Below are 12,813 nucleotides of genomic sequence, written 5' to 3' on the forward strand. Positions count from 1 at the left end.
AATACGCAGCCGCGACCTGCACCCCTCGCAATTTTCTTTTTGTTCCCGGACAAGGGTTGCCGGACCATCCTGCGTATTGAGAAGTGAAGACGGAGAAACATCATGGACCACCTCGACGACATGCTCAGCCGGTTGCGGGAAGCGCCGCTCGATCCCCGGCTTGCCGGGCTGGACAGCCGCGTCATGGCCGAGATCGCCCGGCTCCAGGCCATGCCCCGCCTGAGCGCCACGACATTCGGTATCGCCGCGGCAGCAGCCTTGTTCCTGGGAATTGCCGGCTCGGCCGTGCCTGTGCGGTCGACCGAAGCCGGGCCGATATCGCCCTTTGACGCGCGGCTCGCGCTCGCTCCTTCGACGCTGCTGAGTTCACAATGATGCGCGACCGCCGGCTCCTGCTCCTCGTCCTGCTGACCTTTGCCGCGGCGATCGCCGGTGTGGTCATCGGCCGCGTCTATGTGGTTCCGGTGCGCCCGGTCGAAAATGAGTTGCACGACCTGCTCCATCGCGATCTGAAGCTGGACACCGCGCAACATAGCCGTCTCGAGACGATCGAGAAGAACTATGCGATCCGGCGACAGGCACTGGAGGCCGAACTGCGCGCCGATAACGCGCGGCTCGCCGAGGCGATCGAGGCGGAGCATGGCTATGGTCCTCGGGTTGCAGGGGCGGTGGATCGCTCGCACCAGGCGATGGGCGCGCTGCAGAAGGAAACACTCGAGCATATCTTCGCGATGCGGGCCGTGCTGCGCCCGGATCAGACGGACAAGTTCGACGACGCCGTGGTGAAAGCGCTGACGGCCAAGTCCAAATGACCGCGTGCCTCCCCGACTGCTCGGACGGGGAGCTCGCGGCTCTGGCGCTTGGAGGCCGGCAAGCGGCCTATGGCGAGCTGGTCCGCCGGCATCAGGGCTGGGTGCACCGCCTCGTGCGCAGCCATGTCGGGAACCGCGACGAAGCGCTCGACGTGACCCAGGCGAGCTTCGTCGCCGCCTTCGCCGCACTCAACCGCTATGACGCTGCGCGACCTTTTCCGGTCTGGATGTCGCGGATCGTCATCAACAAATGCCATGACTGGCGCCGCCGCCGCGCGGTCCGCAACTTCTTCTCCCACGCGCTGGCGCTGGGGGAAGCCGAACATGTCGTCGACGAGGCGCCACTACCCGACCAGGCGATCGGCGCCGAGCAGCAGCTGGCAGAGGCCATGAAAGCGATCGCCGCCCTGCCCGCATCGCTCAAGGACACGCTCGTCTTGCGGACGATCGATGAGAAATCGGAAGCCGAAACCGCCGAGATTCTCGGCATCAGCCAGAAGGCAGTCGAGACCCGCCTCTACCGCGCCCGCGCACGCCTCGCGGAAATGTTGAAGAAAGTTTGAGGGGGATGAGGCCACGCTGCGTATTTCCAATAGGTCCGCCCTCTTTCTTAAAGCTGAGACAACCGAATGATTTCTGCTCTCGACCGCCGCCAGTTCCTCCGCGGCGCGGCCCTCGCCGGCGGCGGCGCCGCCTTGTCAGCCTGGCTGCCGGCCTGGGCGCAGACGATCTCGCCGGGGATGCGACCGACGCTGCCGACCGTGTCGGGCGAAGACATCACGCTCACCATCGCCCGGCAGTCGATGACCATCGACGGGCGCAAGTTCCGGGCAATCGGCCTCAACGGCACGGTCCCCGCCCCGCTGATCCGGCTGCGCGAGGGCCAGCGCGTGCGGCTCAACGTCATCAATCAGCTGGAGGAGGACAGCTCGATCCACTGGCACGGGCTGATCCTGCCGGCCAATATGGACGGTGTGCCGGGCGTGTCTTTTCCGGGCATCAAGCCGGGCTCGAACTACCTCTACCAGTTCTCCGTCGTGCAAAGCGGCACCTACTGGTACCACAGCCATTCAGGCCTGCAGGAACAGGAAGGCCATTACGGCCCGATCATCATCGATCCCGCCGGTGCCGATCCGGTCGCCTATGACCGCGAGCATGTCATCGTGCTCGCCGATCACAGCGCGCTCTCGCCGCAGGCGATCTTCCGGCGCCTCAAGGCCAACCCCGGCCATTTCAATTTCCAGCGCCAGACCCTGGCCGGGCTCCTGTCGGGCAAGGATCAGCCGCTCAAAGACCGGCTCGACTGGGGCCAGATGCGGATGGACCCGGCCGACATCTCCGATGTGACCGGATCCACCTACACCTATCTCGTCAATGGCCATGGTCCGATGGACAACTGGACCGCGCTCTTCACCCCGGGCGAACGGGTGCGGCTGCGGGTCATCAATGCGTCGGCGATGACCACCTTCAACGTCCGCATCCCCGGCCTGCCGCTGACCATCGTCCAGGCCGACGGGCAGAATGTGGTGCCGGTCACCGTCGACGAGTTCCAGATTGGTGTTGCCGAGACCTACGACGTCGTTGTCAGCCCAGGCGATGACAAGGCCTACACCCTTGTCGGCGAGGCGATCGACCGCTCGGGCATGGCGCGTGCCACGCTCGCGCCGAGGGCCGGCATGGCCGGCGAGGTTCCCCCCTTACGCAAACGGCCGCTCGCCGACATGAAGGACATGGGCATGGACATGTCCTCGATGCCGGGCATGGAAGGCATGGACATGTCGGGCGGCGCTATGCGGGGCGTCGATCCGACGGCCGAGAAGAACGCGTCCGCGCGCCTCGCGACCGGCGCGGCGGCAGCGATGGCGACCATGGACAATAGCGCCATGGCAGGCATGGATCATTCGGGGATGGATCATGGATCGATGGCCGGCATGGACCACGGCGCGATGGGCGCCGATGGCCAGATGGCGGGCATGGATCATGGCGGGCACGCGATGGGCTCGATGAAGATGCGCGACTTCTCGAACGCGCCGCAGGTGAAGCGCGACCCGAGCGTCCAGACCATCTCGCCGATGCCCGTAGACCGCACCGGCGAGCCCGGCCAGGGCCTCGCCGACGTCGGCCACAAGGTGCTTGTCTACAGGGACCTGATGGCGCTCGATCGCAATCCGGACGTGCGCGCGCCGAGCCGCAGCATCGACATTCACCTCACCGGCAACATGGAGCGGTTCATGTGGTCGTTCGACGGCGAAAAAATGTCGGACCATCACGAGCCGATCCCCTTCATCGAAGGCGAGCGGGTGCGCGTCAATCTCATCAACGACACGATGATGGGGCATCCGATCCATATTCACGGGCATTTCTTCGAGCTGGTGACGGGGCATGGCGATCATGCGCCGCGCAAGCATACGGTGATCGTCCAGCCCGGCGGCAAGGTGACCTGGGACTTCACCGCCGACGCGGTCGGCGACTGGGCCTTCCACTGTCATCTCCTCTACCACATGCATGCAGGGATGATGCGGGTCGTGAGCGTCCGTCCGAAGGGAGACGCGCAATGACCCGCATCCTCACGCCGCTGGTGAGCGCGATCGCCCTTCTCTCCGCCGCGCCCGCCTTTGCCCAGGATCATTCGATGCACGACATGCCCGGCATGGCGCCGCCGGGCGGGGCGCGGCCGGCGCAGGAGAAAAAGAAGGACAAGGCCGCCGCGCCGCGCCCCAAGCCCGCTACCAGGCCGCGCGCTCAGAAACCAGCGCCGGGCACCATGCCGGCAATGGACCATTCGCAGGACCAGGCCAGTCCTGCGCCACAGGCAGATGCCGCCGGTCAACCGCAACCCGCTGCTCCCGCGATGGCGGAGATGCCGGGCATGGACCACTCCCGGCATCAGGACGGCGCGATGCCGGACATGCCCGGGATGGACCATTCGCAGCATGGCCAGACCGCCATGCCCGGAACCTCCGCCATGCCCGGCATGCAAATGACCGGCACGGCGCTTCCGGCCGGCAATGCGCCCCCGCCGCCTCCCCCCAGCGACCACTTCGCCGATCGTGATTTTCCCGGCGCCGAGATGGCGCGCTCACGCGACATCATGATGAAGGACAGCGGCGGCAACAATTTCGGGCAGGTGCTGCTCAACCTGTTCGAGTATCAGGCGCATAGCGGTCGCGATGGCTATCGCTGGGATGGCGAAGGCTTTTACGGCGGCGATATCAACCGGCTCTGGCTCAAGAGCGAGGGCGAAGGCGAGTTCGGCCGCGGCATCGACAGCGCGGAGGTGCAGGTGCTCTATAGCCGGGCCATCGACCCCTATTTCAATCTTCAGGGCGGTATCCGCCAGGACTTCGGCCGCGGGCCCGACCGCACTTACGCGACGGTCGGCGTCGAGGGCCTGGCTCCCGGCATGTTCGAAGTCGAAGGCGCGCTGTTCCTCTCGACCAAGGGCGATGTTCTGGGCCGGGTCGAGGGCTATTACGACCAGCGCATTACCCAGCGCCTGATCTTGCAGCCGCGCGCCGAGGTCAATTTCGCCGCGCAGGATATTCCGGAGAACGACATCGGTTCGGGGCTGGTCAACATAGAGCTCGGCGCGCGCCTGCGCTATGAGTTCAGCCGCCAGTTCGCACCCTATATCGGCGTCTCTTATCTGCGCAAAGCCGGCGACACGGCGCGGCTGTCGAGGCTTGCCGGCGAGGACGTCCATGCGACCAGCTTCGTCGCCGGCGTTCGCTTCTGGTTTTAGCATCAGGACGGCTGATGGCGGGGGCGAACAGGAGAGCGGGGCGTTACACTCATACCAAGGTCGGCCGGCGCCGAGCGAAGGAGATACGCCATGGACCATTCGTCCCACATGAACACCCGGAAGATGGGCGCCTATTGGAGCCTTGCCGTTCAGACCGTCATCAGCGGCGTCATCATGTATCTGGTGATGTTCGTCATGATCGACGGGCTCGACAGCTTCTACAACAACCTCAACATGCTCTACATGACGCTGATGATGGTCGCGCCGATGGTGGTGCTGATGATCGTCGCCATGCGGCACATGTTCGCGTCGAAAGCCGCCAACATCGCGCTGATCGCCGCGTCGCTGGTCGCCTTCTTCGGCAGCTTTGCGCTCATCCGCACCCAGACCACGATCGGCGACACGGCCTTTCTGCGCTCGATGATCCCGCATCATTCCGGGGCGATCCTGATGTGCCAGGAAGCAAAGCTCAGCGATCCGGAAGTCATCCGGCTTTGCGAAGCGATCAAGCGCTCGCAGCGGCAGGAAATCGACGAGATGAAGGCCATACTCGCGCGGCGCTGAGTGGCACGGTCGGGCTACGCCCGGATCCGTGCGCCCGGCCAGGCCCGTGAGCCGGGACGATGGTCGACACGAGGCGCGGGCCGGACGAGATTGCCAGCGACGTAGCGCGGCTTGCGCCGCTGTTCCTGCGACAGGCTGGCGGCCACGTCCTGACGCTGCTCGATCCTGCCGGGATCGTGCTGAGCTATAATGAAGAAGGCGAGCGTGCCGAATGCTGGCCCCTCGATCGCGTCCTGGGACAGCCCCATGACCTGTTCTACCCGCCCGACGAGATTGCGGCCGGCCGCCCGTGCGCAGACCTGGCGGCCGCCCTTCACGAAGGCACGCTGGAGCGCGAAGCGTGGCGGGTCTGCGAGAACGGCGCGGAATATCTCGCGCGCCTGACGATCAGCGCCCTGTTCGAAGGCGACGCACATCGAGGCTTTGCCTGCATCAGTCGCGATGTCACCGACGAGGCGGCGGTCCGGGCGTCAATCGAGACCCGCGAGCAGCATCTCCAGTCGATCCTGGCGACCGTCCCCGATGCGATGATCATCATCGACGAGACCGGCGCCATCACGTCGTTCAGCGCGGCCGCCCAACGCCTGTTCGGCTATTCGGAAACCGAGCTCGTCGGCCGCAACGTCTCCTGCCTGATGCCCCAGCCCGATCGCGACCGGCACGACGAATATATCGCGCATTATCTCCAGACCGGCGAGCGCCGGATCATCGGCCTCGGCCGCGTCGTGGTCGGCCAGCGCCGCGACGGCTCGACCTTCCCGATGCAGCTGTCGGTTGGCGAGGCCGGTGAAGACGGGCAGCGGTTGTTCACCGGCTTCATCCGGGATCTCACCGCCAAGGAGCAGGATGAGCTCAGGCTCAAGGAACTGCAGGCAGAGCTGGTCCATGTCTCCCGGCTGAGCGCGATGGGCACGATGGCCTCGACCCTCGCGCATGAGCTCAACCAGCCGCTTGCCGCGGTCGCGCTCTATCTCGAGACGATCCGCGACATGCTCGACGAGCGGGACGACGAACCCTTCGTGTCGCTACGGTCGGTGATGGATGATGCGGCACAGGAAACGCTGCGGGCCGGCCATATCGTCCGGCGCCTTCGCGATTTCGTCGCCCGCGGCGAGGTCGACAAGAGCCTCCACGAGCTGCCGCAGGTCATCGCCGAGGCGAGCCAGCTCGCGCTGGTCGACGCCCGCGAGCGCGGCATCCGCAGCTTCTTTGCAGTCGATCCCGCCGCGACGCCGGTCCTCGTCGACAGGGTGCAGATCCAGCAGGTGCTGGTCAACCTGATGCGCAATGCCATCGAGGCGATGGCGGCGTGTCCGGTTCGCGACCTCAAGGTGGCGACCAGGTTGCGCCCTGACGGGCTGATCGAGGTGACCGTGGAGGATACCGGCCCCGGCATCGCCGACGAGGTCCGCGAGCAGCTCTTCACGGCGTTCAACTCGACAAAGGCCGACGGCATGGGCCTCGGCCTTTCGATCTGCCGGACCATCATCGAAGCGCATGGGGGCCGTATCTGGATGGAGCGCCCCGACCGCGGCGGCGCGCGCTTTCATTTTACCTTGATCCATGCGCGGGCGGAGGAGGAACATGGGGGATAGACGCGTCATCCATCTGGTCGACGACGAGGAGAGCATCCGCAAGGCGGCGAGCTTTGCGCTCAAGACCGCGGGCTACGACGTCGTGACCTATGCCTCCGGCGTGGAGTTTCTCAAGGAGGCGAAGTCGGCGGCCGTCGGCTGCGTCATCCTCGACGTGCGCATGCCCGAGATGGACGGTCTCGAGGTTCAGGCCGCCATGGCAGCACGCGGGGTCAACATGCCGGTCATCGTCCTGACCGGCCATGGCGACGTGTCGGTTGCGGTGCAGGCCATGAAAGGCGGCGCGGTCGACTTTCTCGAGAAACCCTTCGAGAAAGCCGCCCTGCTCGGCGCCGTCAGCCGCGCGTTCGCGCGTCTCGACGATGTCGACCTTCGTACCCTGGAAACGTCCGAAGCAGGGGTGCGGGTCGCTGCACTGACGCCCCGGGAGCGGGAAGTGCTCGAAAGGCTGGCCAACGGCCTGCCCAACAAGACGATCGCCTATGACCTGGGCTGTTCATCGCGAACGGTCGAGGTCCATCGCGCGAGCCTGATGGCCAAGCTCGAGGTCCGCAATCTGTCCGAAGCCCTGCGGATCGCCTTTGCCGCGGGCATGGGCCGCAAGCCGAAGTGACTGCGACCTCTACGTAGCGACGGGACGAGGCGCGATATGCGATCGATGGTGCAATCGTCACACGGGTGTCCGCTTCTCGCAATGCCATCGGTCCGTTCCACCCAGCATGATGGCAGATACACCATCCTCGTCTCCGACGACGATCCCGGCGTGCGGCGTGGCCTCCAGCTGCTGCTGAGATCGCGCGGCTATGCCGTGTGGGGATATACGACCGGCCGCGCGCTGTTGGCCGACCCCCGCGCGAAGGAGGCGGACTGCGTCATCCTCGACTATCGCATGCCCGACATCGACGGATTCGCGATGCTGCGTCACCTTCGCGAGATCGGATGGTCGGGACGGGCCATCATGATCTCAGGCTTTCACGACACGCTGCTGGCCTCGCGGGCCGCCGAGGCGGGCTTCGATCACGTTCTCGCAAAGCCGTTGATCGGCAGGGCTTTGCTCGATGCGTTGGACCGGCACCGCGCCGAGACGCTTCGAAAGCATTGAACTGTGGCAACCTGCCCCCGGCGGCCTCAGCCCTGCGCGATGTGGACAGCGGTCAGCGACGTCAAAGCCAGTGGTTGCGTTTGAACCGGATGTAGAGTCCGATGCAGACCGCAGCGATGACGCCGAGGATGACGAAATATCCCCACTGCGTCTTCAGTTCGGGCATATTCTCGAAGTTCATCCCGTAGATCCCGGCAATCGCGGTAGGCACCGCGAGGATCGCGGCCCAGGCGGCGAGCTGACGCGTGATCGCACCCTGGCGCTGCTGTTCGAGCAGGTGACTCGCCTCGAACACCGAGATCAGGATGTCGCGGATGCCGGTGATGGCGCTCTCAACCCGGAGCATGTGATCGAGCAGATCACGGAAATAGGGTTTGGAGGCCTCATCAAGCCGCGGAAGCTGCAGGTTCACCAGCTTGCGACCGACCTCGAGCATGGGTCCGAGCACGCGCTGGAAGCGGACGAGCTCACGCCGCAGCGTGAAAATCCGGGTCACCTCCTCGCGGGTGAGAAAGGCTGCAAGCATGCGCTGCTCCATCTTGAGGACGTCCTCCTCGATCGCCTCGACGATCGGGAAATAGCCATCGACGATGAAGTCCAGAATGGCATGGAGCACATAGTCCGGGCCCTCGCGCAGCAGGTCCGGCGTGATTTCGAGATGCGCGCGAAGCTCGCTGTGCGAGCGTGCCGAACCCTGCCGAACGGTGATGAGGAAATTCTTGCCCAGGAAAATCGCGGTGGAGCCGTAGGCGATATGATCGCCTTCAAGATGTGCCGTCCTGGCGACGATGAACAACTGGTCACCGTAGACGTCGAGCTTGGAAATCTGGTGGCCGTTGCCGGCATCTTCCACGGCAAGCGGGTGAAGGCCGTAATTTCCGGCGATGTCGGCAAGTTCTGTTTCGCTGGGCTGGGAGAGGCCGATCCACACAAAGTCATCCTTGGCGATATGCTCGCACGCCGGATCGATCAGGGTCACCGGCCGCAGCCGTTTGCCCTCGTGATAAAGAAAGGCGGCGACGACGCTCATGGCACTTTCCGGTGCCGCCACCTGCGGCGGCGACCGGAAGCCGTGTGCCTCGCCCATTGAGACGCGTGCACAAGCAGGCGCGCCTCGCCCTTTAACCCCAGTCGCAGGAAGACGAAGGCGGCGCGCAGCAATTCGAGCGAGAGCTTATAGAAGATGCGGCGGAGCGTTGGGTTTCGCAGAAGGCCGCTCCCGTTCATGACGCGCGTGGCTGGGCGGCGCGCTGCCACATCAAGGGCACGCAGACTGCGAAGGTCCGCGCACCCTTGATTGGCGACCGCGAAGGTTTTCCTCTCTTGCGATGGTACCAAGCGATTGCCCGTTTGGCGCTTCGGCAATCGTGTCGGATGGCTATACCTAAGTATCGGATAGCGGCGCTGACGACAGGGGTTGCCGGGCCCCGGTGAGGCGCATCGCACCGCGCGGAGACGAAAGCTGGAAGACGGGAAAGCTCAACTGTCGAAAGCGACCGAGCGCGCGAGCGCTTCCTGGGACTGCAGAAAGGCGAGCCGCGATTGCAGCGCCGCCTGGACAACGCCGAAAGCGTCACCCCCCAGAGTCACGCGCAGCGGCGGATGGTCGCTGGTTGCGACATCGACGATCGCTTGCGCGATCTTTTGCGGGTCGAGCGTGTAGAGCTCGTTTCCGGCGGTCTCGAACATCTTGCGGATATCGCCGGCGGGCGTATCGCGATAGGCGGCGATCTCGCTGGCGAATTGCAGGTTGTGGCTGAAGCTGGTGCGCGCGCCACCCGGCTCGATCAGCGTCACGAACAGGTTGAAGGGTTCAAGCTCCTGGCGGAGGCATTCGCTGAAGCCCTCCAGGCCCCATTTGGCCGCATGATAGAGACTGCTCGTCGGAAGCGAGCCCTGACCGCTGGCGCTGGAGATCTGGATGATCCGGCCGCTCCCGCGCAGGCGCATCGCGGGGACAAAGGCGCGGGTGATGTGGATGGGCGCCATGAGATTGAGCGCGATCTGGCCTTCGACCTCGGCGTCCGACATCTCTTCGGTGGCGCCGATCACGCCGCCGCCGGCGTTGTTGACCAGAATATCGACGGGTCGACGCGCCTGCGCCCGGGCCACGACCGCAGCAATATCGTCCTTGACCGTGACGTCGAGCGCTTCGACGCGCAGCTGGCTCGGATATTTCGCCGCAAGGTCGTCGAGGCTTTCGGGCCTGCGAGCCGTCGCGGTAAGGTCGTCGCCCGCGGCCAGGATCAGTTCGGCCAGATGGCGGCCAATGCCGCTGGACGCGCCCGTGAGAAACCAGTGATTGGACATATGCTGCTCCATATATTACCAACTGGTAGGTAACTTCATATGTGGAATGCGTCAATGCCGGGAGGTGTGATGAAGGAACGAACCAGGCGGAATGCCGCACAGAGCCGCGAGACGCTCCTGGCTGCAGCGACCGAGGAGTTCGCGTCCCATGGGCTGGCGGGCGCGCGGATCGATCGCATTGCGCAGGCGGCGGGTATCAGCAAGCCGATGCTCTACACCTATTTCGGGGACAAGGAGGCGCTCTTCGATGCCGCGCTGACGCAGGAAGTGATGGACGCGGCGCAGGCCGATCGCTTCGATCCCAATGATCTTGAGGGTTATGCGGGGCGCACCTATGACTTGCTGGTCGAGCGCCCGCGCTTGTGGAGGCTGCTGACCTGGCATCATTTGGAGCGTGGCCAGGATGTTCTGATGCTCCCGGCCGGCGAGGTCCTTCTCGGGGAGAAGCTGGACGGGATCGCAGCGGCGCAGGCCGAGGGGCGGATCGTCGCCGACTTCACGCCCATGGACGTCGTCCGGCTTGTCGCCGCCCTCACCCAGCTCTGGTGCATGACCGGAGCCGCACGCGACGCTACCGAGCATGCGGCGCGCAGGGCGACGATCATGCGGGCGGTGGGGCGACTGCTGCGCGTGTGATCGTGCGAGGCGCGCGTTGCCCGCCCGCGCGCCGATCAGGACACAGCAAGCTCCATCGCACCCCGCGACATTACCCGACCGCGAAGATACGGCGGCTCATCTGCTCGCGCTGCCCGTGGACACGGCGGGCCGAGCGACGATCAGAATTGCGCGGCCACAGCCGAACCGGAGTGGATCGGCAAGTGAGCCCGTCGCAGCGCGATGACCTCAGGTCGCAGGCCTTGATGCGCGACGTTTCGTCAGCAGTCGTTTGAGATCCTTCGCAAGGCGATAAAACAGAATGACGATCCCGGTGACCACGATGAGCAACGTCGCCGATGCAGCGACAACGATCAGTGGATGGTTGTAACTGCGCGAGGCGCCAAGGTTCATGATATGGATTTTGTAAAAGAAATCATAGAAGTCCCACAGGTCCGAACGGCGACTGAGCACCTCTCCGGTGAACGGATCCAGATAGAGGCGACTATGCTCCTTGTCGGCGAAGCTGGCGCGCCACAGCGGCCCGCCGACCTGCGCTTCCTCGGGCGCCGTTTCCTGATAGTCGACCGCCTGCAGCCTGCCGGATCCTTTGTAGGACATCAGAGCATAGCGCCGAGCGTCTGCCAGACTGATCTCATCGACATTTTCGCCAGTGTAGGCGTTCCACCAGCTTTCGCTTCCGCCCCGCGCCTTGAGGACCCATATCGGACCGCGCGGCGTATTTTTGAGCGTGGCCTCGTTGAGGTCGGTGTGGCATGCGATCTTCGATCCCATGCGACGGAAAGCGGATAGTGCAGACGCCCCCGCCTGCAAAATCCCTCGCGAGCTATGGCAAATCCGGCTCGCCGCTGGATGCCCCCGCGCGCCACAAGCGCGCGGGGATCCGGGGGTCAGAAGGGCACGTCGTCGTCGAGCTCAGGATCAGGGTCGCCGGCCTCGTCGGACTTCGATTTCGCCCGGCTGAGGAAGTCGATCGTCTCGGCGATGATCTCGGTGCCGTAGCGCTCGACGCCGTCGCCATCGGTCCATTCGCTGTAATGGATGCGGCCGCGCACCAGCAGCTTCATGCCCTTGGTGCAATGCTCCTGCACGGTCTTGCCGAGGCCATTGAACGCGGTGATCCGATGCCATTCGGTGTCCTGGACGCGGTAGCCTTTCTCATCGCGAACGACCTTGCCTTCCGAATAGCGGGGACGCGAGGTCGCCAGGGTGAAGTGGGTGATGCGGGTCCCGCCCTGGGTGGTGCGGCTCTCCGGATCCATGCCGATATTGCCGGCAAGAATGACGATGTTCTGCATGATCAAATCTCCGTTGCTTCCGTCCGAGGGACCGTCCCTCCGACGAGACCCGGCCAAGACCGGCGGGAGACGAGGGCATCGACGCGCAAGCGGCGACCCGACCCACAAGGGCCGGAGTGGTGCGGGCAGGCGCGCGAGCGACAACCCGGTCCGGCACCGCGGGGGTTGCCCCACGGCAACCGTCCGGGCTTAGGGGATCAGTCAGGCGGAGGGCGCTTTCCCTCGGCGCCAGGCAACGGCAGAGCCATGTCGCAACATCGCGATGGGCCGAGCTCAGGACATGGACTGCCCGCAATGACTGGTCCGGTTGTGTAGTTAGTTGATCTGCGCCTCTGATACCAGCCTGGGCGGGAGGCGGAGCGTAGCGGAGCCGAGCGGCCAGGCTGGCATCTTGATCGTCTCCGGGGCCGGTGGTCGATATCCGAGACTGCTGTGGGGCCGTGCTCGGTTGTAATGATCGCGCCACCAGCCGGTGACGATCCGCACCTCCTCAAGGCTGTAGAAGATTTCGCCGTTGAGCAGTTCATCTCGCAGACGGGCATTGAAGCTTTCGATATAGCCGTTCTCCCATGGGCTGCCGGGCTCGATATAGAGGGTAATGACGCCAAGCCTGCCGAGTCACTCGCGCACCGCATTAGCGACGAACTCGGGGCCGTAGCACATTGGGAAGCTGCCCCTCGAAGGCAGCATTCGCCTTGATGGAGACAAGGGCGCGTAGCGCCCGACGGCTTCATCAAGGCGGCCATGACCGGCCAGCAGGTCTCTAAAGTGAAGT

General features: G+C 64.9%; 14 protein-coding genes and 1 pseudogene. 10 read left to right on the forward strand and 5 right to left on the reverse strand.

The genetic code is table 11. From position 1 onward, the window contains the following. Nucleotides 1-102 precede the first annotated feature (102 nt). From SAMIE_RS22050 to SAMIE_RS22090, 9 genes are all read left to right on the forward strand, one after another. Nucleotides 103-375, forward strand: coding sequence for a hypothetical protein (locus SAMIE_RS22050; RefSeq protein WP_007406394.1), 273 nt, complete (start codon nt 103-105; stop codon nt 373-375). After that, entirely contained in the window at nt 375-812 is a 438-nt protein-coding gene (locus SAMIE_RS22055; protein WP_025550099.1) for a periplasmic heavy metal sensor, read from the forward strand. The genes SAMIE_RS22050 and SAMIE_RS22055 overlap by 1 nt, the downstream gene beginning before the upstream one ends. Continuing rightward, nucleotides 809-1,375, forward strand: a complete 567-nt coding sequence (locus SAMIE_RS22060; RefSeq protein WP_046765847.1) for an RNA polymerase sigma factor — start codon at nt 809-811, stop codon at nt 1,373-1,375. The genes SAMIE_RS22055 and SAMIE_RS22060 overlap by 4 nt, the downstream gene beginning before the upstream one ends. Before the next feature lie 66 nt (nt 1,376-1,441). Beyond that, nucleotides 1,442-3,370, forward strand: a complete 1,929-nt coding sequence (locus SAMIE_RS22065) for a copper resistance system multicopper oxidase (protein ID WP_021238864.1) — start codon at nt 1,442-1,444, stop codon at nt 3,368-3,370. Then, nucleotides 3,367-4,554: a copper resistance protein B gene (locus SAMIE_RS22070; protein WP_066701153.1), complete on the forward strand. Its 1,188-nt coding sequence runs from the start codon at nt 3,367-3,369 to the stop codon at nt 4,552-4,554. The genes SAMIE_RS22065 and SAMIE_RS22070 overlap by 4 nt, the downstream gene beginning before the upstream one ends. Nucleotides 4,555-4,644: 90 nt before the next feature. Continuing rightward, entirely contained in the window at nt 4,645-5,118 is a 474-nt protein-coding gene (locus SAMIE_RS22075) for a DUF305 domain-containing protein (RefSeq protein ID WP_004212732.1), read from the forward strand. 59 nt (nt 5,119-5,177) lie between these two features. After that, complete coding sequence (locus SAMIE_RS22080) at nt 5,178-6,713, forward strand: PAS domain-containing sensor histidine kinase (protein WP_066701154.1); 1,536 nt, start codon at nt 5,178-5,180, stop codon at nt 6,711-6,713. Beyond that, on the forward strand, nt 6,703-7,326 hold the full coding sequence (locus SAMIE_RS22085) for a response regulator transcription factor (protein ID WP_013039093.1): 624 nt from the start codon (nt 6,703-6,705) through the stop codon (nt 7,324-7,326). The genes SAMIE_RS22080 and SAMIE_RS22085 overlap by 11 nt, the downstream gene beginning before the upstream one ends. An 81-nt stretch (nt 7,327-7,407) precedes the next feature. Continuing rightward, nucleotides 7,408-7,815: a response regulator gene (locus SAMIE_RS22090; protein WP_021245219.1), complete on the forward strand. Its 408-nt coding sequence runs from the start codon at nt 7,408-7,410 to the stop codon at nt 7,813-7,815. Nucleotides 7,816-7,876: 61 nt separating this feature from the next. Here the strand turns inward: SAMIE_RS22090 and corA are convergent, their stop codons facing one another. Further along, entirely contained in the window at nt 7,877-8,845 is a 969-nt protein-coding gene (gene corA, locus SAMIE_RS22095; protein WP_004212726.1) for a magnesium/cobalt transporter CorA, read from the reverse strand. 449 nt (nt 8,846-9,294) lie between these two features. Next, nucleotides 9,295-10,125, reverse strand: coding sequence for an SDR family oxidoreductase (locus SAMIE_RS22100; RefSeq protein ID WP_021245217.1), 831 nt, complete (start codon nt 10,123-10,125; stop codon nt 9,295-9,297). 69 nt (nt 10,126-10,194) lie between these two features. Here SAMIE_RS22100 and SAMIE_RS22105 point away from each other — a divergent pair, with 69 nt between their 5' ends. Beyond that, nucleotides 10,195-10,761, forward strand: coding sequence for a TetR family transcriptional regulator (locus SAMIE_RS22105; RefSeq protein ID WP_004212724.1), 567 nt, complete (start codon nt 10,195-10,197; stop codon nt 10,759-10,761). A gap of 207 nt (nt 10,762-10,968) precedes the next feature. On the opposite strand, the gene SAMIE_RS22110 is transcribed toward SAMIE_RS22105, so the two are convergent. The 3 genes and pseudogenes from SAMIE_RS22110 to SAMIE_RS22120 form a co-directional block, all read right to left on the reverse strand. After that, nucleotides 10,969-11,514, reverse strand: a complete 546-nt coding sequence (locus SAMIE_RS22110) for a PepSY-associated TM helix domain-containing protein (protein ID WP_004212723.1) — start codon at nt 11,512-11,514, stop codon at nt 10,969-10,971. A gap of 116 nt (nt 11,515-11,630) precedes the next feature. Next, a complete protein-coding gene (locus SAMIE_RS22115) occupies nt 11,631-12,038 on the reverse strand; it encodes a single-stranded DNA-binding protein (RefSeq protein ID WP_004212722.1) in 408 nt (135 codons plus the stop codon). Nucleotides 12,039-12,353: 315 nt separating this feature from the next. After that, nucleotides 12,354-12,692, reverse strand: a pseudogene (locus SAMIE_RS22120) (integrase core domain-containing protein); the annotation flags it as partial. Nucleotides 12,693-12,813: the final 121 nt, after the last annotated feature.

This window comes from Sphingobium amiense, from assembly GCF_003967075.1.
Lineage (GTDB): Bacteria > Pseudomonadota > Alphaproteobacteria > Sphingomonadales > Sphingomonadaceae > Sphingobium > Sphingobium amiense.